Genomic DNA, 24,132 nt, shown 5'->3' with positions numbered 1-24,132 from the left:
TCTATTGATTAAATAGGTTTCTTACATTAACATTTTGCCTTTCTTGTGCAGTTGCCTTAAATTGGACTTTTAACTGATAGTTCATCCACGAAGCTATAAAATTTGTGGGAAACATTTCCACAGCATTATTGTATTCTTTCACAGCAGTATTATAAAACCGTCTAGCTGCTGAAATTTGTTCTTCGATTTCATTCAATGAGTATTGCAATTGTAGAAAGTGTTCGTTTGATTTTAATTCTGGATATGCTTCTACTGCTACTATGATGTTACCTAAAGTCTTAGATATTTCGTTTTCTAAGCCAACTCTTGTATTAGCACTTACTCGTTCGGAAATAGCCTTAGTTCTTAATTGAGCGATTTTTGTTAAGGTTTTTTGCTCAAATCGCATGTAATTTTGGGCTACTGCTACTAAATTAGGTATTAAATCCCATCTTTTTTGCAGAAGTACATCAATACTGGCGAATGCATTATCTACCTGATTCTTTTTGGAAATTAAGCTGTTATACATAATTACAATAAATACAGTAATTATTAACCAAAAAATAAATATGTATAGTGCTGGTGACATATTAAAAGTGGTGAGAAATCAATTTACTGACACGGCAATACCAGTAGAACAAGCTGGTGAATTTATCATACAAAAAAGCGAATTTGAATAAAAACAGTAACCTTTCGGAAAAATGTCTGTGAAACTTCTATAAATATCGGTGTAAATAATGATATAAAATCTATAATTAACTGTATCAAAATAGAAATACACGTAGGTGCGTTACGCCAAAGGCTAACGCACCCTACATATACTCAAATTTATTTTCAATGATTAAAAGCACTTAATTATCTCCATAACTTCAACTTTAGAAGTTTTGAATAAAGTGAGATTTACTTGTAAATGCAGTATTATACATAACGCCTCAACTTACCTGGTATTGGCTCGCATTCTTAAAAATCTAGCTATTGCCAGATGCCAAAAGTATTTTGGAACTTATAATGTACCAATGTTGATGCGAGAGATGAAACTGTGGATTTAATATTAGAGCGATCGCACGAATTAAAACTAGCCTTAATCGATTTCGTCCTTGACGCGGAAGACGAACTGGCAACAGCGCTGGAAACTTATGCAGCAGAACAATCGCGTCGTGGTTCGGGTGATAGCAAACAGCAAGATTTTATCATTGACAGTTTTGCGATAGAAGGGAAAGTCGGTGATAAAACACCGCTTGATTTATTTGCAGAAAGTCATCCAGATTTACCAGAAACAGAACGCAACCTGATTCGCAGTTGGCATCGTAGTTTTATTGGCTTATTTGCCGTAGTTCAAATTTTACCTGATGGCTTTGAATTGGTAAATTGGCTAACAGATAAACACTATATTGTCAAGCCAACTGATACATTAACAATTCAAGAAATGTCACGGTTTAAAGTCGGAGAAATTTTCCTTACTCGAATTGCTCCTTTAACCGATACTGAATGGATGTTTTTTAGTTCCCATACACTCTTGGGTAAACTCGGTAAACCAAAATTAGCAGTAGCGATCGGTAATTTCAAAGATAACTACAAAAATAATCTTTACGGAGATGCCCCAGATTTATTAGAAGAAGCTTGGCTATCAGTAGAAAAATATCATCAGGAATTTGTTGACTTTTTTGGTAGCGATGAAATTACATTACCTGGATATCAACTTAATAAAAAAATAGTTGAATTCCAAGAGTTAATGACTGAAAAACGCTTGGCAGAAGCAGGCATTGATACTTCTAAATCTTTAGCTGAAGCCGCTTCAGCCGCAGGTATCGACGAAGAAGAAATCAAAGCAGCAGCGGAAGAGTTGGGTGCTGACTCCAAAGTAGTTTCTCAGGTATTTAACAATAAATCTGCCAATAATAAAATGGTGATGCCAAAGGTTGATTTACCTGCGGAACTAAAGAAAGCAGAACAAGTAACGGCACTTTCTCATCCACGTTGGGGACAAATGTTTTTACCAACATACGGGAAAATGAAGGTAATATTAGAAGCTGATGTGCAAAATATTGAAGGTTCAGAAAAACTAATTCGTTACTTTCTAGAAGATAAAAGTATTAATGCTTTCGTTTGGTATCGGTTAGCTGAACAGTACCCAACTCAATTAGAAAAGGTGTTGCAAACTTACTTACAGCGTCCGGATTTTCGTTTGTCAAGTGATTTGAAACCGCTTTTGCAAGAATTCAACAAACCGATTGAGCCAGAGTTACCGGAAATTGCTAGTGTACCTATACATCTGCATAACTTGTTTCAAGAAGCTTTGGCAGATGTGAATAAGTCTAAGTCTAAGGATAAAGGGAAAAAGCCGACAGCAAAGGGTTTTCAACGAAGTTAAGATGTGAGTATAAGCACTCGTGTGTGCTTATACTCACATCTTGTACCAACGTGTTAATACAGTTACCAACTTCTTGATTGACACAAAAGGAACGAACTTGATAGAATCTCTGGGAAATTACACGTAAAATTTATCTTAATGAATAAGCGGGATTGTGCTGTTTGGTTAGGTGGAGTGGCATTTATCGGTCTTTGTCCCTTTGTGATTGTGGCTGGACAGACACCTGCATCGGCTGCTTGTCCGATACCCGACTCCGTTTTGGATCAACCTACCGTTATTGCGTCGTTTCTTAACTCAGAATGTACAAAACAGACCCTGACGCAAGATACTACTTATTATCGCTATTACAATGATGATAATACTTATCGGTTTGGTAGATTTTTAACAACTAATTTTTATGACAGTAGTAATGGTAAAACTACATTAGATGCCATTCAAGAGTTGGCTCTAGCTCAATACTTCGGACCTCCTCCAAATTTAGCGCAATTGAGAGAAAGAGTAACTCTACCCGCAGGCTTGGATGTCTATATCGGTGTTGCTGGACCTCAACCTCCTAAAGCTTGCTACCCAGGTGGTGCCACACAAGCGTTTATAGAAAATACAAGAACTACAGGTATCTCATTTATTTTTGATGGCAATGTACCTGATGGAGGTTCCTTGCCCGCAAATTGCTATAGTGTTGGGAAATCTATTCCCGAACCCTCTGCTGTTTTTGGTATAGGTGCGATCGCTATACTCGGTTTGGCTACTATCTTCAATCCCGCTTTCACAAAGTCGAAAATTAAACATCTACCTAACGGATAGTAGTTCTTGGTTGGGTTGAACGATAGTGAGTCCAGTCCCCATCTTGGCTTACAGCCAGATGGGGAACTGGCGAACCCGAAGGGTGAAAACCCAACAAATAAAAGGCTTAGGCTTTTCGCATTTTAGCTGCCTTGCGCCAAGAAATCAATCCATTAATTGCCATGAAAAGCAGAATCACATAAAGCAATGAAATAAATTTAACTTCTTTAGCGTAGTACAGCCCAATTCCGATAATGTCAACTATAATCCAGTAATACCAGCTTTCAATGCACTTTTGTGCCATGAGTCCCATTGCGGTAAAACTCATAACTGTTGTGATTGCATCCAGATATGGATAAGATGCAGGCTGTTGAAAGATGGTAGGGAGTAACAGATGAACCCGACTCATAACTGTACCCAAAGCGATCGCCACCACGATAGTAACTACCGCAGTCAGTAGGAATTTGCGATGTGGACAATATCGCACATCCAATACCTTGCCCGTATCGGGTTGGGGTGTACTCCATCGCCACCAGCCATACACACTAACGAAAAGATAGTATACTTGCTCTAAGGCATCAGAATACAAGCGAATTTGGTAAAAAAGTGCCATATAAAGTAACACACTAACGATACCAACAGCCCAAGTAAGTATTTCTCTTTTGGAAATTAGCCAAACTGACCATAGGTAGAAAATTGTTCCCAACAGTTCAATGTAGCTCATGGGATATCCTATGAGCCTAAAGGCGATGTTGTTTACACTCCAAAATTCAAACATTCGGTGATAACAATTCCAGAAGATTGCTGTATTTCCGGTAGTGTGATAAAACTCTCTTTACAACTTGAATTCTAGTATCTAAACTGCCTCGCAATTGAAAAAATGGAACTTTTCGGAGAATTAGATCGCTAAGGAGAATTTTCTGAAATATATTTCGATTTGTCTCCCCAGAGCGATCCCAGGTGTCATGATAAGGGATATCTGTCTCACAAACAAATACTAAATCGTAGCCCAAAGCTGCCTGATTTGCCAAATCTACCAGGGTTGGAGCGACGCTATTATGGTAGTACAGCGAGAAGTGATAGGTCGTAATCGCATTCGTATCTGTGAACAAGTACTGATTTGCTTGTTGCTTCATCGCTTCTTCGCGTTCTAGATGCCCAAATGCAATCTCCACAAGTTGTTCAAGCGAGAGTCTTCGCTCAACCTGATGGGTTTCCCAATACTCACGTCCATATTCTGGCATCCAAACGGTGTTGTACTCGTGCGCTAATTGGGAAGTGATCGTAGTTTTGCCCGTTGAAGGGGCACCTAAGAAAACTATATTGGTAATGAGGTCACAATACACTAGGGGATGTAAATATTTCCGAAATTTAAAGGGATCTTTTCTGACTTCCGTTCCTGAGATCGGGACTTTTTGGCGATCGCAATCCACAAGCCGATTGATTGCTCCCAAAGCCTCGCTCATATGTTTTCCATAAAATTCACTACTGTAGAAATGAGTGATTTTCTGCGATTTCAATCGCCCTAGAATATAATCTTCATGCTTTTTTTTGATCTCAGGTGTATCCCCAACAACGGTTGGACCGTCCCAAGCCTCAATTATCTGAATCGTTGGATAAATTTTTCGCAGCCAGTTAGCCCGAATTGTTAGAGGAACCTCAGTAACCTCTGGGCAATCGTAAATTATCACAACTACTTCATCCATCTCTGCTAAGGCAGTTTCAATCACAAGTTGATGACCTTTGTGGAGAGGTGCAAATTTACCTAGTGTCAAACCCCGCTTACCCATGATTGTTTTAGTTGTTGACATTGAAAATTAGTATTACTGCTAAGGGGACACAAGGGCAGCCAGACAATTTTTACCTTTACGGAGTTGTTGAACCAATAAGATTGAGAGTACTTCTGTAGTAAGCGCTTCAGCGCTTTTCTTTTCAAGCACTGAAGTGCTTACTACGAAAAATACGTTAATTACTGAGTTGTGACTGTTAATACTTGCGGTGGGGTGGCGTCTGGTGGATAGAGTAAGTCTACTTCAACGTCGGAGCGATCGCCTGCTTTTAAGTTTAGCACTGCTAACGCTTCACCCTGTTGACCTCTCTTTTGCACTAAATGTATAAGTTTGGTTTGTGGCTTTCCTTGCTCATCTTTGTAACGTAGTTGCACTGAACCGCGAAATAATACTTGCGGTCCGGGTATACTCAAAAAGCGCAAGCTTCGATTTACTAATTTATCTTGCTTTAGTGGTGTTTGCATTGATATAGTTACAATGCGCCGACTTTGAGTATTATTATATAGTGGCAATTTGAGACTGTATTGAATTCCATAGTTGCCGTGAGCGCGATATGCGGTATCAGGATAGCGTACCAACATCGGCGCACTTTGAATTTGATTAGTTCCCAAGCTACCACCCGGAATTGTACTCAGAGCGTAAGAAAAGGCTTGACCGGGTTGGGGAATAGTTAGATATTTAGCTTGGGGACGATCTACTAATAAAGCTTTCCACTCAGAACCTTGGGCAACGCCGGCGACACGACCATATATTATTGGTTTAGGACTATTTGGCTCAGTGGGTATTTTATCACGGGGTCCGGCTAAATCACCGTTATTTAGGAGATTTTGCCATTCTTGCAGAGAAGGCGATCGCTCGCTACCATCAGAATTTATCGGTGCAAACATCGCCATACTTGCTGCATAAACCGTGCCGTTACTTTGCAGATGTATCAATGTTGACCGACCATTTAACGGCGGTGTCAATTCCTTGACGGGAATTGGCTGATTTAACAACATCTGACTTTGCCCAGGTGGAATGACAATTTGTGCTGGTAAAATTGGTTGTCGCAGTTTTCTTAGAATATCAGTCATTGCGCGATCGCCAGGACCTGCGAAAACTGTACCTAAAGAATTATCAATAATAGATGGCAATTGTATAAACGGTGCATCTGGTTGACTTAAATAACTCGCTCCCCGCAAAACATTTACCTTCACCGATTGCTTCGTTGGGTTGTGCAAAATTATCCCTAAATACAACGTCCGCAAATTATCTGGAGGTTCCGCTCTGGCAATGTGGTGAGCAAAAATATCAAATCTTCCCCGAAAAGGAAAATTCAAGTGTGCCTGCGGTATTTTTTTCCCATATGAAGGAAAAGTAGAAAGTAAAATCCCCTCCTTCAAAACTAATTCTGGACTATTACTGTTAAACACAGGCACATTATCTAACTGTCCGGGTAAAGGACGCACTTCTTGTTGTTGCACCACTTCCTCTGGTTGTGGTGGAGGAGTTGTTTGAGCGATGGGAAAAATTAGTAAAAAAGGCAACATAAATCTACATATTTGTTCACTATCGAGACGCAAACGACTTTATAGAAGTGCCAATTTGTCAACAATCAATAAGAAATCGGCAAAAATTCCCCCAAAATTTTCTTGAGTCAAAACGGGAACGTGGACAAAGATACAACCAATTGTGAGTTGGTGCTGTCTCAAATAGTCCAAGACTGAATAATAAAGATGCTCGCAGACGAATTTGCCGCAGTCATCGCTAATCTCAATTGCGGTTGCTTTTGCCACCAGTTGTTCTAAATCTACCGTTGTCTGCAAAATATTTTCGGCTTTACTGGCAATTTTTTCAACACTCAATTGTTTACGGCTTTCTGCCATGCCACAAAGGATGATGTAATTTGGTTGAACAACTTCGATTTTTGCCTGAACCTGAGAACTGGCAAGCTGTCCATCGACCGGTAACTGTCGTAAAAAAGTCAAATCATAAACAAGGGAGTTAAGTTTGCCGACTTCGATCAATAAATCATCAGAGGAATTTGACTGCTGATGAGGCAACCAAATGTCAAAAGAAGTTAATAGGATTCTTTTCTTCATAACAAATATTATTTAGAATATAAAAAGTCTCCCTAATAAATTTACAAGGAGAAGGTAAATGCCGGTAATTGCAGTCATAGATTATGAGATGGGAAATTTGCATTCCGTCTGCAAAGGTTTGGAAAAAGCAGGGGCAACTCCGAAGATAACTCACTCTTCAAAAGATTTACAACAAGCAGATGCTGTTATTTTGCCAGGAGTGGGAGCATTCGATCCGGCAGTGCAACATATAAGAGCGCGTGGTTTAGAACAACCAATAAAAGAAGCGATCGCCAGCGGCAAACCTTTCTTAGGTATATGCTTAGGATTGCAAATTCTCTTTGAATCAAGTGAAGAAGGCAAACTACCAGGACTGGGAATTATCAAAGGAAAAGTGCGACGGTTTATTCACGAACCAGGAATTACTATTCCCCACATGGGTTGGAATCAACTGCAATTGACTCAGCCAAAAAGTATTTTGTGGGAACATTTGCCCTATCAGCCTTGGGTATATTTTGTCCATTCTTACTATGTTGACCCAATTGACCCCCAAGTCCGCGCTGCCACTGTCACCCACGGTAATCAAACAGTCACAGCAGCGATCGCAACCGATAACCTCATGGCAGTCCAATTTCATCCTGAAAAATCCTCTAATATAGGACTGCAAATCCTCTCTAATTTTGTTTCTCAAGTCCGCGAAAAAATTCCTGCATAATATAAATGTGAGTTTTATGTTTAGTCCTAGTCATTAGTCCTGACATCCATTGGACTAATGACGCATGACCAATTAAAAATGAGTCTGAGAATTTACGGAAATCGCCAGATAAAAACTTTACCTGGACTTGATACCCGTCCCACGAGTGCGCGGGTACGCGAAGCAGTTTTTAATATTTGGCAGGGAGAAATAGCTGGTTGTCGCTGGCTGGATTTGTGCGCTGGTAGCGGTTCAATGGGGGCAGAAGCTTTATCTAGACAAGCAAGCGTTGTTGTCGGCATTGAACAGTCGAGTCGAGCCTGTGCCATTATCCAACAAAACTGGCAGCAAGTACAAAACGAAAATCAGGAATTTCAAGTGCTGCGGGGAGACGTATTGCAGCGCTTAAAAAACTTAGAAGGAAAGCAATTTGATAAAATTTACTTCGATCCGCCTTATGCAAGTGGATTATATCAGCCAGTGTTAGAAGCGATCGCGGTAGGTCAGCTTTTAGATTCTAGCGGTGAAATAGCAGTAGAACACAGTCCCCAAAATTGGATAGCCCCAGTAATTCCCACTTGGGAAATATGCCGCGAGAAAGTTTACGGCAACACCGCTTTGACATTCTACAGGATTCGGGAATGAGGAGTGGGGGAGAGGGGGAGAGGGGGGGATGGGGGGACAAGGGAGACAAGGGGAGGCAGGGGAGGCAGGGGAGGCAGGGGAGGCTGGGGGAGCTGGGGGAGCTGGGGGAGCTGGGGGAGTTAAAATTACCAATTCCCCATTACCAATTCCCCATTACCAATTACCAATGCCCAATGCCCCATGCCCCATGCCCAATTTACAGACCGAGCTTTTCGCCGCGTTTGAATTGCTCGTAAGCCTTATAAAACAAGCCAGCCAGGGTGACAAGAATCAAACCAATAACAATGCCTGATAGCAGGGGTTCAACCACTGTAAATCTCCTATAATTAACGTTTTCTGCTTTCGATTCTACCAAATCGGGCATGAATCCCCAATTGAATTGCATTTTTCAGCGCTGAATAAAAATAACGAAACTTAAATTTGTGCTTGCAGACACAATCAAGAACTTTTAAGCTATGTGTATGAAATGAAAACTTTCTTATAGTTTTACAGCAAACCCTTTGGATAACCAGATTACTAAACCTGAAATTCTGATTCAGCGGATCGCTTTGTTGGCAGTGGCGATTCTGCTATCAATCCTTTTGGGCATTTTTGCTGTTCGCACCCTTAGAGCCTCCGATCCATATGTTAAGAGTGTTCTATCGCTGACAGGAGACCCAATTCAAGGACACGCTATCTTTCAAATAAACTGTGCGGGTTGTCATGGGTTAGAAGCCGATGGGCGAGTGGGTCCGAGTTTGCAAGCCGTCTCCAAGCGAAAGTCACGTTATGGGTTAATTCACCAAGTAACCAGCGGTGACACCCCACCAATGCCAAAATTCAAGCCTAGCGTCAAAGAAATGGCAGACCTGCTCAACTATTTGGAAAGTCTTTGAGATTGGGGAATGGGGAATGGGGAGTTGGGAGGAGCGGAGTTAGGAGTTAGGAGTTGAGAGTGGGAAATGTATAATAATTCTTTATCTAATCCCCAGTCCCCAGTCCCCAGTTTAATATTGCAGTTCAAATGAACTACCCGGTTCGGACGGCTTCCAACCTTTGGCGATCGCTTGACGTATACTATATTCGACATCACACGGAAGAACGGGAACGACCGGTTCCCACGTCCAATTTTTTGGATGTCCTTGAGGCATCTTAACGATCAAAGTCGCGCCTGATTTATCAAAGTGTTCGATTGCTACGGTTAGCTTTGTCCATCCATTACATTGAGAATAAGTGATTTTTCTGCGGACACGCCACCGATAGCGATCGCCATCAACCACTATTAATCTTGAACCTTTCTTAGGAATAGCCATATATTGCTTAGTTAATCGCTTTAGTACAAATGTATTTATAATATTACATTGATTGACTGCCCTAGTCCCTCTTATTAAACTGAGTCAGCATAAAATCGCGGATAACGACGCTCAAATCGGTGAGGGTTGGCGGTGTTATTTTGAGAATAAGTTTGTTTAGGAAACAACCACGATGCGTCAAGAGACAAGAATTCCTCACCTAACCAACGATCGCTGGAGACAACCTCGTTTACGGGTAGACAGTGATGAGGAAGGATTGCGCCATGCTAGTTGGATTGAATTATTTTTCGATTTAGTATTTGTGGTTGCGATCGCCGAACTAAGTCACACTTTAGAAACGCATCTTTCCTTGATTGGTTTCTTGCAGTTTGCGGCACTGTTTGTTCCGTGTTGGTGGGCATGGACGCTCTTTACATTCTACGCCGATCGCTATGACACTGATGATGTGGTGCATCGGCTATTAATTTTAAGTGGAATGCTGGCAATCATCTTTCTAGCAGCGAATGTCCACAACGCATTTAATAATGGTGCAATCGGTTTTACTTTGGCTTATGTAGCGACGCGATCGATTGTTCTGATGCTATATATACGAGTAGTGCAGTATGTTTCCGTTGCACGAGCCAATCTTAACCTATATCTTCGCTCCTACATTCCCAGTACCATCCTTTGGTTAGCCTCGATTGCCTTTGGTGAACCAACTCGCTACATTCTTTGGGCGATCGCCATGACAATTGAGCTACTTACCCCGATTCTCGGATCGCGACTGTTAACGGGAACTCCAGTACATCCTTCGCATTTGCCAGAACGTTTTGGCTTGTTAACGCTGATTGTGCTTGGCGAAGAAATCGTCTCTGTCGCTTCTACCACTGCTGGAGGCAACTGGGATTTACTGCCCACAATCGCAGCTGTATTCGGCTTTGCGATCGCCGCTTGCTTGTGGTGGCTTTATTTCAATTTTCTGGAAACAGCAGTGATTATTCGCGGTATTCGTTCGGTTCACGTCTATAATTACGGACACCTGCCAATCGTTATGGGACTTGCTTTAGTCGCAGTTGGCACCGAGCATACAATCCATGAAGCCAGCCATCATGTGCTTTCATTTGGGGCACGTTGGGCACTGTGCGGAGGAGTTGCTCTTTATATGCTGTCGATTTCCATTATTTCGGTGACTGCCTGTCGTCGCAACTTCTCTTGGCTGATGGTTGCTTCAGTAGCGATCGCTCTTACATTAGCCATATTCGGTGGATTGCTACCAGCATTAACATTACAGGGGCTTTTGCTGGCAATGCTCGTTATCAAAGTCAGCATTGAAATCCTGAAAACTAAGTTTACCGCAACCCGCGAAGATGAGATTATCAAAATGGAAACTAGGGATTAAAGCAGATGGCTAATATCGTCAAACCACCCTGCGATGAAGCTGTTATACGCACTACATCCAGCCATGAGCCATGTGCTAGAGATGTGAGACCGTGGGTTTTGGCTGCGACGATTCTAGGCTCCAGCATGGCAATGATTGATGGCAGTGTGGTTAACGTCGCACTACCTGTGATGCAAGCTCGATTAAATGCAACCGCAACTCAGGTGCAGTGGGTGGTAGAGTCTTACGCGCTGTTTCTGGCGGCATTAATTTTAGTTGGTGGAGCGTTGGGCGATCGCTTCGGACGGCGACGCATTTTTGCAGCCGGAATCGCACTTTTCGCTTTAGCTTCGATTTGGTGTGGATTGTCGCCCAATATCAATCAGTTAATTTTAGCACGAGCCATACAGGGAATTGGAGGTGCGCTGTTAGTGCCTGGAAGTTTGGCTATCATAAGTGCTGCATTTAGTCAAGAACAACGAGGACAAGCGATCGGTACTTGGTCGGGTTTTACTGCGATTACATCTGCACTGGGTCCTGTGTTGGGTGGTTGGTTAGTCGAACAAGCATCTTGGCGTTGGATCTTTTTTCTGAATGTGCCTATAGCATTGGTGGTCTTAGGAATTGTATTTTGGCGCGTACCAGAAAGCCGTAATGAAGCGGCAACGGGCAAGCTGGATTGGTGGGGTGCATTTTTGGTGACAGTCGGCTTAGGTAGTCTTGTCTATGGATTGCTGGAAGCCGGACATAGAAGCTTGAGCGATCCAGTTGCGATTATTGGATTGGGTATGGGTATTGCAACGCTGATTGTGTTTGTGCTGGTGGAAAAAAATCAGCGTATGCCGATGATGCCGTTGAGTTTATTTGGTTCTGGGACTTTCAGTGGTGCAAACTTACTCACGCTGCTGTTGTATGCTGCATTGGGTGGAGTGTTATTCTTTTTTCCGTTTAATTTAATTCAGGTACAAGGTTACTCAGCAACTGCCGCAGGTGGTGCTTTTTTACCACTGATTTTGTTAATGTTTCTGCTGTCACGTTGGTCTGGTGGATTAGTCAGCCGTTACGGAGCAAAACGACCATTGATTATCGGTCCGAGTATTGCTGCTGTAGGATTTGCTCTGTTTGCTTTACCCAGCATTGGGGGTAGTTATTGGACAACATTTTTTCCGGCGATCGCTGTCTTAGGATTTGGCATGTCAATCAGCGTTGCACCACTAACTACTACAGTAATGGGAGCGGTGAAAGTCGAGCAAGCTGGAACTGCTTCGGGGATTAATAATGCAGTTGCTCGAACTGCCAGTTTACTAGCGATCGCTGTTTTTAGTTTAATCATTTCCTATGCCTTTAATTCTGCTCTTGATACTCGTTTGACACAGCTACAAATACCGTTTGAAGTCCAACAAATGCTAGACCCGCAACGAGTTAAACTAGCTGGAGCAGAAATTCCAGCTGGATTAAGTGAAGCGGTTGCTTCGGTATTGAAAAGCGCGATCGCTCAATCATTTGTAAGTAGTTTTCGTTTAGTTATGCTGATTGCGTCTGGACTGGCGATCGTCAGTGCGATCGTGGCAGCGTTGATGATTAAGCCGCAAGACACCGTTAACTAAGATAACATGGTGCGTGTTTGCGCTGATGGCATGTTTTTCGTCACAAATTATATCTAACTATCTCTTATAAACTGCGATCGCCTAAGTTGAGTTTTGCCTACGCAGCGATATCTAGCAACAAATCGCTTTGCGTCTAAACCAAACCAACAAACGGGAGCGGTCTAACTCGTGACGGAAGCGGTCTAACTCGTGACGGGAGCGGTCTAACTCGTGACGGGAGCGGTCTACCTCGTGACGGGAGCGGTCTACCTCGTGACGGGAGCGGTCTACCTCGTGACGGGAGCGGTCTACCTCGTGACGGGAGCGGTCTAACTCGTGACGGGAGCGGTCTACCTCGTGACGGGAGCGGTCTCCTTCGTGACGGGAGCGGTCTACCTCGTGACGGGAGCGGTCTAACTCGTGCCTTCTTGCATTAACACAAACCTCTCCCTGCCTTGAACTAAAGTTCAAGTCTGTCCCTCTCCGACTCGGAGAGGGACAGATTTTGCGTAGTAAAACCAGGGAGAGGTTTTTTGATTCGACTAACTAGGCGAACATTATATAAGCCGTCGAACTCATGTTGCATTACTGATTAAATACCGAAAAATTACCGAGATAAACTGAAAATTTTATTAGAAACAATTGCGAGTTTTGCTGAACCGGAATGCAGTTTAATTGAGGCAAGCTAGCTCTAGAAGTATCTTAAAGAAATAAATTTATGTCTCGTCAAAAACGCACATCGCGCATTTTAGAAAAAGCTCAGTTAAGATCCGCTGGACTGAAATCGATTGTTCCAAACATCAAATTTGATGAAAATTATAGTCTGGAAAAACTGATTGAGTCAATTGAGCAGTTACGTAACAAACTTGATGTTTATAACACCGCTCTGTCTGTGGTTGACTCTTCTAAAACTGAGATTGAAGACATGGAAAAAAACTTGAGTCAGCTTTCTGAGAAGATGCTGATGGTGGTTGCTATCAAGTACGGCAAAGACAGCCGCGAATATGAGATGGCGGGTGGTGTTCGCAATAGCGATCGCGTCCGCAAAATCAGGTCGAGTCGCTTGAAAAATGTTGCAGAACAAGCATTAGATGAGAATGCTAAAACTGCATAGTTGTTGAGATGGTTCACTTTGAGCGTGCCCGTTGTCAGACGGATCGGGAGAACCATGTCCTCAAGACGAAGGGCTACCACTTAAAAATTCATGCGAACATAATTTATAATTCATATTGAATATTTGTAAACGAGTTTGTTCGTATGCGAAAAAATACTTTTTTGAAGACTTTCGCTATTGCCGCAGTAAGTAGTGCGGCTTTCTTGTGTGTGGGTGTTCATAACGCTATTGCCGCTTCTTTCAACTCCATTTCTCGTATTTATGCCTTTGGTGATAGCTATTCAGATAATGGGGCAGCACTTGTGATTTCAACAGCAGCAGTCAAAGCTGGGGTACCTGGATCATTTATATTCCCACGAGTGGATGTGTATGACTCTGGTGGTCGATGGACAAATAATCCCGGATTAACATCAGTTGAGGTACTGGCAAAACAAGAAAATTTACAGTTAACAGATTATGCTGTAGGTGGTGCAAAAAGCGGTAATGGCAATTTAAGTACCTGGCTTGATCAATATCAAAATACGGGTTTATTTGGTCAAATCGAAGAATATAAAACAGAAGTTAATCGCGTGGCAGATTCTAAAGGGTTATACTTCATTTTTATATCTACAAATGACTTATTAGAAAGGTTTTTTAATAATCAGACTGGTTCGGTCGATGCACTAGCTGATGCTGCTGTTAACAATATTGCTTCTGGAGTATCACAACTTGCAGCGCTAGGGGCAAAACAGTTTTTTGTCGTAAATTCTACAGATTTAGCTGCATTACCGCTTTTTGAGCAATACTCACAAGAGGCAGCTAAGTTTAGAGATGTTATCAATGAAAGTCTTCCCGGTCAACTCGATACTCTGAATAAGCAATTAGGTGTTGAAGTTGCACTGTATGACCACGTTGCAATTACCAAAAAAATTCGCTCTACCCCAGCGGCATATGGTTTTACCAATATAAATGATGCCTGCGAACTTTTATACACTACTGCTGGGTTGGAGCCTGGTTGTTCAACACCTGATAATTATTATTACTACGACGAGATTCATCCCACTCGTCGCGTACATCAAATCATTGGTGAAGATATGGCTAATTTTTTAGAGACACAAAAAACAACTGTTCCTGAACCATCAACTGTTGTAGCTTTGATATCTTGTATGGGCATGATAAGTTTACTACGGCGTAAAGTTCGTGCGTAGGTAAGTAGCATTTATCTGCCTTGCGCGATCGCGTATCCGTTCAAGAAGCAATTTTGACAAGCGATGGCTCCGCCAACGCCAAGGGCGAACGCACCAAAGCTTAAGCTAAGACTTCCCAAGTTAAGGTGTAATTTGCACCATCACTCCTTAAATTTGCCGCGTTGCTCTCCAAGACCAGCTTGCTGTTAGGATTTTTAACCTGCGCTGGCAGAAATTGGTAAAACCTTAGTTTGAATAATGTCCACTACCTCGTCTAGGGTCAAACAAGAAGTATTTATTATCGGAATGTTTTTTTCCCGCGCTTGCTTGCGTAGAAACTTAACCCAGTTATGCATATCATGAGTAACTAATTCTGGTTGTTGCCGATTGTTGAGCAGGCGATCGCGCATTATTTCCCAATCGCAGTCAATTAAAATAATGGCGTATTTTGTGACACCGAATTTACGGCAAGCGTCCTCAATAAAATTAAAGCGAGCTTGCCCTTCTATGATTACCGTGTCTGTACTTTGATATTCGCGGGTAATCTTTTCAATCCACTTGTGTGTAGCAATTTCCTGGAATCTTTCCAAAGAACCGGCTTGCGAAATCATCTCGGTGAGAGAGGGAACACCATCAGAATCAGCGTGCAGGAAAACACGAGACGGATTAGTATTATGTTCCCGAAGACTAGCAACTATTGTAGTTTTCCCAACACCGGATGCACCAGATAAAAACAGGATAGTCGGAGTGTTTTGCAACATTATATTCACCTGTTTAACTAAACTGCTGGGCATAAAATCGCGCATAGCGACGCTCAAGCGTTAATAATTCTTCATGAGTACCAGATTCGACAATTTGCCCGCGTTCAAAAACTAAAATGCGATCGCATCTTCTCACCGTACTCAACCGATGAGCAATAATAAATACCGTCCGCGAAGCCATTAATCTTTCCAGTGCTTCTTGTACCAAAGCTTCTGATTCTGAATCTAAAGCAGATGTCGCTTCATCTAAAATCAAAATTCTCGGATTTCGCAGAACAGCACGAGCGATCGCTATTCTTTGTCTTTGTCCACCGGATAAATTCACTCCTCTCTCACCTACCCAAGTATCATAACCATCAGGTAGTTGCGTAATAAATTGATGAGCGTTAGCAATTTTCGCTGCTTCTTCTACAGCTTTCATCTCAAAAGCATCTTGTCCGAAAGCGATATTTTGAGCAATTGTCCCCGAAAACATGATAGTTTCTTGAGGAACAATGCCAATTTGTCGTCGCAGACTATCTAGCGTCACATCTTTAATATCAACACCATCAATTAAGATTTGACCAGCTTCGGGATCGTAAAAGCGGGGTAGAAGATTTACGAAAGTAGTTTTACCAGCACCAGAAGCACCAACAAGAGCGATCGCTTCTCCTGGCATCGCCAATAAACTGATATCCTTAATTACAAATTCGCCTTTTTTGTAAGCAAAGGAAACATGACGATATTCCACCTTACCGCTGACATCAGGTAGAGTTAGAGCATTTGCTTTTTCCTCCACCGTTGGTTTAATTGCCAACAACTCAAAAACGCGGTCTACAGAAGCTTCACCCTGTTTAAATTCGTTGTAATTGCTGGTAACATGACCAATCGGATCGATTAATAAAGCTCCTGCTGTTAAAAAAGCGACGAATTTATCAACCGTCAAATTACCAGTAGCAATTTGCCAACCACCCACAAAAAGTAAAATTAAAATACTAACAGCTTCTAAAAATCCGATGATGGGAATCTGAATTGCTTTGAGACGTTCCGCTGAATACTTCGCTTTCATCGTGCGATCGGCTTCACGACTAAAGCGAGCGATTTCGTACTTCTCCGCTGCAAATGCTTGAATAATTCTAATTCCGCTGAAAACCTCCGTTAAAATTGCCGATAAATCAGATACATGACTTTGACTTTTCAGCGAAAATATACGCAAACGTTCGCCAAACCAACCGATTAAAACGCCCATCAACGGCGCAACGATAATAATAGCTAAGGTTAATTGCCAATTTAACCAAATCATGTATATCGGAATTGCCACCAACTGCAAAACGCAGGGGATAAAGTCGTGAAAGAGTTTATGGACAACTTCCCCAACTCGGTCAACATCTTCGGTCAATCGATAAGATAAATCACCTGTTTTTGCAGTTTCAAAATAGCTGAGATTTAACTTTTGTAAGTGGGTGTAGATATACTTGCGAAGATTAAAAGCGACTCGCAGAGCGGCTTTTGCCATGTAGATATCTTGCACAGATTGAAAAAAACCTCTGACAAGAAACACCGTTGCGAGTAAAGAAATTTCGAGAGCGATCGCAGATAAATTTCTCCCACCAAAGACACTTGCAAATTGACGCGCTAGCGTAATCAGAGCTAAAGTTGCTAATACATATCCTAAAATGCCAATAAAACCCTTGACAATATTGTGCCATTGGGGTCGAATATACGGTAAAAGTTGCCAGTAATTAGAGCGCGTTTTCAAGCTCGAAGATCCACACAAATATTTTCTTTGTTTGACGCTATCAGCTTATGTGTAGTTTCACAAACCGTAGTAAGCGCTTCAGCGCTTTCAAATTTAAGCACTGAAGTGCTTACTACGAATAAGTTCCCGCTGTCTCATTGACAATTGTTGCAGGTTCTGATTCAATATCATCTACTTTATGGAATCCCCCAGCAAGCCAGCTATCAGCGACATCTTTAATAAAACTGGCTAAGGGTATGGCGATTAATAAACCCAACAATCCGCCTAATTTAGCACCTAACAATAAAGAAATTACTACCCACACCGGATTTAAACCAGTTAAATTACCTAAAATGCGAGGCGCGATAAAGTTAGAATTTACTTGATCGATCGCTACAGCAACACCTAAAACTTCTACCCCTAACCAAAAATTTTGCAACGCTACCAAAAGACTGACTATACTGATACCGATTCCCGTACCAAAGGGAAACAAAGAGAAAAAGCCAATTACAATCCCAAAAAGTAAAGCCAAGGGAACTTGTAAAGCTAAAAACGTCAGAGTAAGTGCTACTCCCAGCACGGCGCCCAAGGTAGCTTGACCGATAAAATAATTATGAAAATCTTCGCGCAGTAATTGCCGTACTGGTGTGCCAATGCGAGATGGTATCCATTGATAAAGTCCATCCCAAAGGCGATCGCCATTGTATACCAGATAGATAGTCAGCACCACGGCAAGTAGACCATTGACAACAATATTGATAGTATCTACAGCAAAGCCGAGAATTTGACCTGTAAAAGTTTGAAGTTGGCTAGATAATCGGTCGAGTACTTGGTTAACTAAACCACTTAAATTAATCGGTAGGTGCTGTTGATTTAAAGCCCAATCTTGAAAAGCTTGCAGTTGATCGGTTCCAGAATCAATCCAACTTGGCAAAATGTTGGCTAGTTCGTTGAGTTGTCCGAGAATTCGCGGAACTAAGGTTATACCCAAAGCCACTAAAATCACCACACTCAACAGCAAAACTACTACTATAGCCAGGTTGCGTTTTACTTTTTGCCGCTGTAAAAACTGAATCGGATAATCTAAAACAAAAGCTAGCAAAATTGCAGCAACAAAAACACTCACCAAAGGTTGAAAATATTTTACAACCTGGATCAAGAGCCAACCGTTAAGAATGGCAAGGGGAAATGCCAATCCTAAACTTAACCATCGTGGCAGTTTGTTTGCTGTTTGCATCATTGGGAAATTGATAATAGTTAGTGGTTAGTTGTTGGTGGGAGCGTTGTTAGTGGTTAGTTGATAGTTGTTAGTGGTTAGTTGATGGTTGTTAGTGGTTAGTTGATGGTTGATGGTTGATGGTTGATAGTTGATGGTTGATAGTTGATGGTTGATGGTTGATGGTTGATGGTTGACGCTAACCACTACCCACTACCCACTACCCATTACCCATTACCCATTACCCATTACCCACTACCCATTACCCATTTTCATAAAATCCAGCATAATTCGCTGAGGTATTATTCCTAAAGGTCGCACTTCGAGGGCGATCGCACTATAACAACTTCCCTGTAGAATATCGGATGGTGTCAATAATGCCATATCCCAGCCTTCATTCAGAACCAGTTGATTGAATTCTACTTCTAGAGGTGCATAAAAGACATGACGCATCGCTCTTTCATCGGCATAACAGCCAAAGTGAGCAAATCTTGGTGGTAAATTATAGCCGATTTCTTCTAAAATTTCTCGCTTTAGTGCTATATCTGGAGTTTCGCCGACTTCGATGTGTCCGCCAAACAGCGCCCATTGACCAGGATAGGGAATATTGGGGATGTTGTCACGCAATTGCATGAGAAACTTGTCTTTTTGGTAGAGAATAGCGATCGCTACATGCACCTGTTGATTAGTCATAAAATTTTAAGTAGCTATTTAAAGTAACTATAATTACTCTTCCTCTAAATAAATTTCCCCAAACTCTTTGCCCGCTAAAGGGATACTTTGGTAGTTCACTTTACCCTTAACTACCACTTGCTGTCCCTCTTTCCAACCAGTTTGCTTGGTTAAAACCCAAATTTTGCCAGTTGAGTCATTGATTTGATAAACCTGCTGCTTCACAAGAGGAACTGATGAGTTTACCTTACCTTGAATGTAAACTGTAGCTTTCTCTTGCCGTGGTTTCAGTTCCCGAATCGGGGTAACATTGACACCGATACTGAAGTTAACGCCGTTCAGCCCAGACTGCCCAGAATAACCACAACTATGTAAAGCAAATAAACATAAAAATGTCAACCCCCAGTAGTAAAAATTAATTTTTTTTGTTTGTTGCATCACAGGCATGTGTTGAGGGAATTTTTGCATTACTTTCTTGCCTTGTCGCCAGTTTCATAAAGTTAGTTCTCATCAATAGTATTCATTGGTCATTGGGAATGGGGAATTGGGCAATGGGCTTTTTTAAGAGGGGGAAAGGGTAAAGGGTAAAGGGAAAAGGCATGGAAATAAAGCGCTTTCCTCAGCGGGGTCGGTGTGGGTCTGGTTGACGTTTGTAAGAAGAGTTATTTAAATACATGTATTATATTTTCCCAAACCCTTTCCCCCTTCCCCTTTCCCCCTTCCCCTTTCCCCATTCCCCATTCCCCATTCCCCATTCCCCACTCCCCACTCCCCACTCCCCCACTCCCCCGAAGCGTTATGGAAACAAAAACTGCCAAACTTATTGATGGTAAAGCAATAGCAGCAAAAATTCAGACAGAACTTTCTGCTGTGATTACAAAATTACAACCCCAAATAGGACGCCCACCAGGTTTAGCAGTGCTGATGGTTGGTGATAACCCAGGTTCTGCGGCTTATGTACGCGGCAAAGAACGCGCTTGTGCGTCGGTGGGGATTGCCTCTTTTGGTAAGCATTTTCCGACCGAAACCACCCAAGCCGAACTAGAATTGGTTATTGCTGCACTCAACTCTGATGAACGAGTGGATGGCATTCTTGTACAACTTCCTCTACCAGATCATTTGGATGCTGTCACTCTACTACATCAAATTGATCCCGACAAAGATGCCGACGGACTGCATCCGCTTAATTTGGGACGACTCGTGCGGGGAGAACCTGGTTTACGCAGTTGCACTCCATATGGAGTTATGCGGCTGTTGCAGGAATATGAAATTCCTTTGAAGGGAAAACAAGCGGTGGTGCTGGGACGCAGTATTTTGGTGGGTAAACCAATGGCTTTGATGCTTTTAGAAGCTGATGCGACTGTTACCATCGCTCATTCGCGATCGCACGATCTCAAAGCGATCGCTAATAATGCTGATATCCTCATTACAGCAGTAGGTCGTCCCAATCTCATCGACGCAGAAATGATAAAACCGGGCGCTGTTGTGGTAGATGTGGGAATAAATCGTGTCACCGATTCTAGTGGTAATAGTCGCTTAGTTGGCGATGTCAACTTTGACTCAACCAAAAACGTGGCAGGATTTATCACTCCTGTTCCTGGCGGTGTAGGTCCGATGACTGTCGCTATGTTGTTGCAAAATACAGTTTATAGCTATTCTGTGCATGGGCGGTAGGTAAGTTATGAGTTATGAGTTATGAGTTATGAGTTATGGGTAGAGACGCGACCGGTCGCGTCTGTACAGGGTTATGAGTTATAAGTTATAAATTTTTAATTCTTAACTTCTAACTCCTAACTCTTTTAGCTCCAAATACCCGTAAAATTGTGACTTATATGACAAAAATTAAAAAATGTAAGGAATTTAAGGATGGTAGCAGCGCATAACCTTCACAAAACTCCTGAGTCAGCTAAGTTTGACCTATTAGCTTATCTAAAAGAGCGGCAAAAGCTCTGTGAAACTGCTCTCGATAACGCGATTCCCATGCGTTACCCAGACAAGATTTATGAATCAATGCGCTACTCGCTGTTAGCTGGAGGTAAGCGTCTGCGCCCCATCCTTTGCCTTGCTACCTGTGAAATGACTGGTGGAACAATCGAAATGGCAATGCCAACGGCTTGTGCTTTGGAGATGATTCACACCATGTCGTTGATTCACGACGATTTGCCGGCGATGGATAATGATGATTATCGGCGCGGCAAGCTGACAAATCACAAAGTCTATGGCGAAGATATTGCGATTTTGGCTGGAGATGGCTTGTTGGCTTTTGCCTTTGAACATGTCGCCATTAGCACCCAGAATGTGCCAACAGAGCGAGTATTGCAAGTAATTGCCCGTTTGGGGCGTGCGTTGGGGGCAGCTGGCTTAGTTGGCGGTCAAGTGGTCGATTTAGAATCGGAAGGAAAGCCCGACATTTCACTAGAAACGCTGAATTTCATTCATAATCACAAAACAGCCGCTCTTTTAGAAGCTTGCGTTGCCTGTGGCGGAGTTTTGACTGGGGTTTCGTCTGAAGATTTGCAACGCCTGTCTCGTTATGCTCAAAATATTGGGCTGGCATTTCAGATTATCGATGATATTTTAGATATCACGGCGACGCAGGAGCAATTGGGCAAAACTGCTGGGAAAGACCAAAAAGCCAACAAAGTGACTTATCCCAAGCTTTGGGGGTTGGAGGAATCGCGTAGTAAGGCTGAAGAGCTAATTGAAGCCGCTTGTGTGGAATTAGATTCATTTGGTGAGAAAGCGAAACCGCTAATAGCGATCGCTCAATATATCATCAATCGCGATCGCTAGTTCTATCCCCCAAGCAAATTAAAAATTAAAAATTAAAATTACTTAATTTTTAATTTTTAATTAAAGCGCAGGGTACGGTATATTTTGTATTTTCAAGTCACAAAAAGTGCTTGTCGCGCGAATTCTCTGCGGCTTATATCGTAGCGGGGCAGCTTGCTTTGAATAGCATCCAATTATATTAGAAGATGCCGACTTCGCTTTTCGGCTTGAGCGAAATATTTCCCTAAATAACAACCCCTGCTAATATTTACTAACAAAGCTCAAAATACCATGCAGGACATAGGCGACATCTTAAACAATCGGGTGCTGCTAGTTGCCCTTATTGCTTGTTTAATTGCCCAAGCATTAAAGCTCATAATTGAACTAGTCAAACATCGTAAAGTTAATGTTAGTGTTTTAGTCACCACTGGAGGAATGCCCAGCGCTCATTCCACTTTAGTTACAGCTTTAGCCGCTGGTGTGGGGCAAACTTTGGGTTGGGCATCTCCAGAGTTTGCACTCGCTGTAGTTTTTGCCATCATCGTCATGTACGATGCAGCAGGTGTTCGGCAAGCTGCTGGTAAGCAAGCTCGTATTCTCAATCAAATGATTGACGAATTGTTTCGGGAACATCCAGAATTTAACGAAGACCGTCTCAAAGAATTACTAGGACACACACCAGTTCAGGTGATAGTCGGTTCCGCTTTGGGCATAACCATTTCTTGGTTAGCTAGGTCTGCTTATTAGTTAGTGGGTAATGGGTAATGGGTAATGGGTAATGGGTAATGGGTAATGGGTAGTGGATGGTGGATGGTGGGAGCGTGGTTGTTTTTTACAACGTTCCAACGCTCCAACGCTTCAACGTTCCAACCAACAAATAACAACCAACAACCAACAACTAACAACTAACAAATAACTACTATAACCGCACAACTGAACGCAGTAGCAACACCTTTCGGCTGTCTACTAAATAGGTGGAAAAACCGCGCTCGTTCAGCTTTTGCAATGTGTTGTATGCTTCCTTTTGGTTAGTGGTGTAAACTGCTAGCAAGTAAGGGCGTTGTCCATAAGAAACAAAACCCACGTCACCTTCTACGATTTGTTGCAGTTGAGTTGCCAATTCTGGACGGTTGAAATAATCCACCAAGACGGCATAACCCATTCCTAGTGATTGGGGATTATAGCTTACTGCCTGAGAACGAGGCTGCTGTACGTTTGTTGTTGTCGTTGTCGTTGTCGTCGTCGGTCGAGTGGTGATAATGGCAGACAAGCCGACAATACTGTTAACATACCTTGCCCAACGATTGGCATCGTCAATCTTGTTAAACCCGCCAATGCGAGTTACTGTATCGTTGAGATATTTACAGGTGGTGGTTTTTAGTTCAGTGGGCAAAGCGCGACGCAACTGAGTTTGATTATCTTGTGTGGGGCTGACTACCAATAACAGATACTCACCAGCAGCTGGTGGTTGACAAACAGGAATGTTTTTTTGAGCGGTGACAGAACTGATCTTCCCACCAATCAAACTGGCGATCGCTAACACCAAAGCACTTGATAAAGTCGTAATACGCATCACAATTTGATACATAATTAAATTTTCTAAATTTTTTCCAAAGATTCCCTAAAAATATGTTTTGTTCCTTTTTTGGGGCAAGTATCAGACCTGCCCCTATGCAGGCGATCGCAGCGGAAAGTTTGAGCGGAGGTTTCCTCCGATCAAAGCTTTCCAAGACAACTGAGCGCTATATTATATCAAGAAACGTTGGCAAGAGATGCTAAAGCTTCAGGAATCGTCTCAGAAGGTGACTGAAATTCGCCTGTAATCACATACTCCAATCGCAGTTTTAACCAGGTAATAAATTGGGAATTTGTCGAAATAATTGCTGCGGCTGGTTGGGGACACTTCTGTTTGATTTGTGCCATTTCCTTAGATTCTAGAAAAGCTGGTTGCTTAACTAACCAAAAATCAATTTCTTTTTCTTGTTCGTGGTAGTGACGAGTGCGTTCTTTAAGAACTTCCGCGATTGGTTCTTCTTGTATGAGAAAGCGTTCACTTGCCAAAGCGTAATAGTATGTTTGCATATTCATTCTTTGCTTGCTTGCTAAATTAGACCCCGTCCTTAAGGACGGGGACTCATTAATAATGATAAGGGCACA

At 42.3% G+C, this 24,132-nt stretch carries 29 protein-coding genes; 12 read left to right on the top strand and 17 right to left on the bottom strand.

Annotated features, from left to right (window positions below; genetic code table 11):
• Position 1 precedes the first annotated feature (1 nt).
• Positions 2-568, bottom strand: a complete 567-nt coding sequence (locus PI95_RS00470; RefSeq protein ID WP_052325782.1) for a LemA family protein — start codon at positions 566-568, stop codon at positions 2-4.
• Positions 569-1,018: 450 nt separating this feature from the next.
• On the opposite strand from PI95_RS00470, the gene PI95_RS00465 reads away from it, so the two are divergent.
• Both PI95_RS00465 and PI95_RS00460 read left to right on the top strand, forming a co-directional pair.
• Positions 1,019-2,350, top strand: coding sequence for a hypothetical protein (locus PI95_RS00465; RefSeq protein WP_039753040.1), 1,332 nt, complete (start codon positions 1,019-1,021; stop codon positions 2,348-2,350).
• Between the two features lie 138 nt (positions 2,351-2,488).
• On the top strand, positions 2,489-3,154 hold the full coding sequence (locus PI95_RS00460) for a hypothetical protein (RefSeq protein WP_052325783.1): 666 nt from the start codon (positions 2,489-2,491) through the stop codon (positions 3,152-3,154).
• Positions 3,155-3,260: 106 nt separating this feature from the next.
• Here the strand turns inward: PI95_RS00460 and pnuC are convergent, their stop codons facing one another.
• From pnuC to PI95_RS00440, 4 genes are all read right to left on the bottom strand, one after another.
• A complete protein-coding gene (gene pnuC / locus PI95_RS00455; RefSeq protein WP_052325784.1) occupies positions 3,261-3,857 on the bottom strand; it encodes a nicotinamide riboside transporter PnuC in 597 nt (198 codons plus the stop codon).
• A 46-nt stretch (positions 3,858-3,903) separates the two neighbouring features.
• Positions 3,904-4,944, bottom strand: a complete 1,041-nt coding sequence (locus PI95_RS00450; protein ID WP_201280239.1) for an AAA family ATPase — start codon at positions 4,942-4,944, stop codon at positions 3,904-3,906.
• Positions 4,945-5,102: 158 nt separating this feature from the next.
• Positions 5,103-6,452 (bottom strand): DUF3370 domain-containing protein, encoded by a 1,350-nt coding sequence (locus PI95_RS00445; protein ID WP_039753043.1) that lies wholly within the window; start codon positions 6,450-6,452, stop codon positions 5,103-5,105.
• 39 nt (positions 6,453-6,491) lie between these two features.
• A complete protein-coding gene (locus PI95_RS00440) occupies positions 6,492-7,004 on the bottom strand; it encodes a pyroglutamyl-peptidase I family protein (RefSeq protein WP_039753044.1) in 513 nt (170 codons plus the stop codon).
• Between the two features lie 58 nt (positions 7,005-7,062).
• Between PI95_RS00440 and hisH the strand changes: the two genes are divergently transcribed.
• Together hisH and rsmD are read left to right on the top strand one after the other, a co-directional pair.
• Positions 7,063-7,698, top strand: coding sequence for an imidazole glycerol phosphate synthase subunit HisH (gene hisH, locus PI95_RS00435; RefSeq protein ID WP_039753045.1), 636 nt, complete (start codon positions 7,063-7,065; stop codon positions 7,696-7,698).
• A 78-nt stretch (positions 7,699-7,776) separates the two neighbouring features.
• Positions 7,777-8,322, top strand: a complete 546-nt coding sequence (gene rsmD / locus PI95_RS00430; RefSeq protein WP_039753046.1) for a 16S rRNA (guanine(966)-N(2))-methyltransferase RsmD — start codon at positions 7,777-7,779, stop codon at positions 8,320-8,322.
• A 196-nt stretch (positions 8,323-8,518) separates the two neighbouring features.
• Here the strand turns inward: rsmD and petG are convergent, their stop codons facing one another.
• The gene (petG, locus tag PI95_RS35480) at positions 8,519-8,632 is read right to left on the bottom strand and encodes a cytochrome b6-f complex subunit V (RefSeq protein WP_163518486.1); all 114 of its coding nucleotides are present in this window, start codon (positions 8,630-8,632) and stop codon (positions 8,519-8,521) included.
• A gap of 190 nt (positions 8,633-8,822) precedes the next feature.
• Between petG and PI95_RS00420 the strand changes: the two genes are divergently transcribed.
• Complete coding sequence (locus tag PI95_RS00420) at positions 8,823-9,197, top strand: c-type cytochrome (protein WP_039753048.1); 375 nt, start codon at positions 8,823-8,825, stop codon at positions 9,195-9,197.
• 111 nt (positions 9,198-9,308) lie between these two features.
• Here the strand turns inward: PI95_RS00420 and PI95_RS00415 are convergent, their stop codons facing one another.
• Positions 9,309-9,614: a hypothetical protein gene (locus PI95_RS00415; RefSeq protein WP_039753049.1), complete on the bottom strand. Its 306-nt coding sequence runs from the start codon at positions 9,612-9,614 to the stop codon at positions 9,309-9,311.
• Between the two features lie 172 nt (positions 9,615-9,786).
• Here PI95_RS00415 and PI95_RS00410 point away from each other — a divergent pair, with 172 nt between their 5' ends.
• Both PI95_RS00410 and PI95_RS00405 read left to right on the top strand, forming a co-directional pair.
• A complete protein-coding gene (locus PI95_RS00410) occupies positions 9,787-10,992 on the top strand; it encodes a low temperature requirement protein A (protein ID WP_052325785.1) in 1,206 nt (401 codons plus the stop codon).
• A gap of 5 nt (positions 10,993-10,997) precedes the next feature.
• Complete coding sequence (locus tag PI95_RS00405) at positions 10,998-12,578, top strand: MFS transporter (protein WP_039753050.1); 1,581 nt, start codon at positions 10,998-11,000, stop codon at positions 12,576-12,578.
• Between the two features lie 111 nt (positions 12,579-12,689).
• Here the strand turns inward: PI95_RS00405 and PI95_RS00400 are convergent, their stop codons facing one another.
• Positions 12,690-13,028: a hypothetical protein gene (locus PI95_RS00400; protein WP_163518469.1), complete on the bottom strand. Its 339-nt coding sequence runs from the start codon at positions 13,026-13,028 to the stop codon at positions 12,690-12,692.
• Positions 13,029-13,275: 247 nt separating this feature from the next.
• Between PI95_RS00400 and PI95_RS00395 the strand changes: the two genes are divergently transcribed.
• The gene (locus PI95_RS00395) at positions 13,276-13,671 is read left to right on the top strand and encodes a hypothetical protein (RefSeq protein ID WP_039753052.1); all 396 of its coding nucleotides are present in this window, start codon (positions 13,276-13,278) and stop codon (positions 13,669-13,671) included.
• 143 nt (positions 13,672-13,814) lie between these two features.
• The gene (locus PI95_RS00390) at positions 13,815-14,858 is read left to right on the top strand and encodes an SGNH/GDSL hydrolase family protein (protein WP_052325786.1); all 1,044 of its coding nucleotides are present in this window, start codon (positions 13,815-13,817) and stop codon (positions 14,856-14,858) included.
• Positions 14,859-15,052: 194 nt separating this feature from the next.
• Here PI95_RS00390 and PI95_RS00385 read toward each other — a convergent pair whose 3' ends face one another.
• From PI95_RS00385 to PI95_RS00365, 6 genes are all read right to left on the bottom strand, one after another.
• Complete coding sequence (locus tag PI95_RS00385; protein WP_039753053.1) at positions 15,053-15,598, bottom strand: ATP-binding protein; 546 nt, start codon at positions 15,596-15,598, stop codon at positions 15,053-15,055.
• 13 nt (positions 15,599-15,611) lie between these two features.
• A complete protein-coding gene (locus PI95_RS00380; protein ID WP_039753054.1) occupies positions 15,612-17,336 on the bottom strand; it encodes an ABC transporter ATP-binding protein in 1,725 nt (574 codons plus the stop codon).
• Positions 17,337-17,448: 112 nt separating this feature from the next.
• The gene (locus tag PI95_RS00375) at positions 17,449-18,552 is read right to left on the bottom strand and encodes an AI-2E family transporter (RefSeq protein ID WP_039754070.1); all 1,104 of its coding nucleotides are present in this window, start codon (positions 18,550-18,552) and stop codon (positions 17,449-17,451) included.
• Between the two features lie 27 nt (positions 18,553-18,579).
• Positions 18,580-18,738 carry a hypothetical protein gene (locus tag PI95_RS34985; RefSeq protein WP_236116877.1) on the bottom strand — a complete coding sequence of 53 codons (159 nt, stop codon included), beginning with the start codon at positions 18,736-18,738 and terminating at the stop codon, positions 18,580-18,582.
• Positions 18,739-18,786: 48 nt separating this feature from the next.
• A complete protein-coding gene (locus PI95_RS00370; RefSeq protein ID WP_039753055.1) occupies positions 18,787-19,224 on the bottom strand; it encodes an NUDIX hydrolase in 438 nt (145 codons plus the stop codon).
• A 33-nt stretch (positions 19,225-19,257) separates the two neighbouring features.
• Positions 19,258-19,671 (bottom strand): hypothetical protein, encoded by a 414-nt coding sequence (locus tag PI95_RS00365; protein WP_052325787.1) that lies wholly within the window; start codon positions 19,669-19,671, stop codon positions 19,258-19,260.
• 330 nt (positions 19,672-20,001) lie between these two features.
• On the opposite strand from PI95_RS00365, the gene folD reads away from it, so the two are divergent.
• The 3 genes from folD to PI95_RS00350 all read left to right on the top strand — a co-directional run bounded on the left by folD (position 20,002) and on the right by PI95_RS00350 (position 22,722).
• Positions 20,002-20,877: a bifunctional methylenetetrahydrofolate dehydrogenase/methenyltetrahydrofolate cyclohydrolase FolD gene (gene folD, locus PI95_RS00360; RefSeq protein ID WP_039753056.1), complete on the top strand. Its 876-nt coding sequence runs from the start codon at positions 20,002-20,004 to the stop codon at positions 20,875-20,877.
• Positions 20,878-21,069: 192 nt separating this feature from the next.
• Complete coding sequence (gene crtE / locus PI95_RS00355) at positions 21,070-21,996, top strand: geranylgeranyl diphosphate synthase CrtE (RefSeq protein ID WP_039753057.1); 927 nt, start codon at positions 21,070-21,072, stop codon at positions 21,994-21,996.
• A 270-nt stretch (positions 21,997-22,266) separates the two neighbouring features.
• Positions 22,267-22,722 carry a divergent PAP2 family protein gene (locus tag PI95_RS00350; RefSeq protein WP_039753058.1) on the top strand — a complete coding sequence of 152 codons (456 nt, stop codon included), beginning with the start codon at positions 22,267-22,269 and terminating at the stop codon, positions 22,720-22,722.
• Here PI95_RS00350 and PI95_RS00345 read toward each other — a convergent pair.
• From PI95_RS00345 to PI95_RS00335, 3 genes are all read right to left on the bottom strand, one after another.
• The gene (locus PI95_RS00345) at positions 22,719-22,880 is read right to left on the bottom strand and encodes a hypothetical protein (protein ID WP_201280238.1); all 162 of its coding nucleotides are present in this window, start codon (positions 22,878-22,880) and stop codon (positions 22,719-22,721) included. The genes PI95_RS00350 and PI95_RS00345 overlap by 4 nt on opposite strands.
• A 14-nt stretch (positions 22,881-22,894) precedes the next feature.
• Positions 22,895-23,563 carry a hypothetical protein gene (locus PI95_RS00340; protein ID WP_039753059.1) on the bottom strand — a complete coding sequence of 223 codons (669 nt, stop codon included), beginning with the start codon at positions 23,561-23,563 and terminating at the stop codon, positions 22,895-22,897.
• Positions 23,564-23,727: 164 nt separating this feature from the next.
• Positions 23,728-24,057 carry an MgPME-cyclase complex family protein gene (locus PI95_RS00335; RefSeq protein WP_039754072.1) on the bottom strand — a complete coding sequence of 110 codons (330 nt, stop codon included), beginning with the start codon at positions 24,055-24,057 and terminating at the stop codon, positions 23,728-23,730.
• Positions 24,058-24,132: the final 75 nt, after the last annotated feature.

The sequence above is a fragment of the Hassallia byssoidea VB512170 genome (assembly GCF_000817785.2).
Classification (GTDB): Bacteria; Cyanobacteriota; Cyanobacteriia; order Cyanobacteriales; family Nostocaceae; genus Hassallia; species Hassallia carrinoi.
Note: the sequence above shows the minus strand (reverse complement) of the source record. Positions and strands in the feature narration are given on the sequence as shown.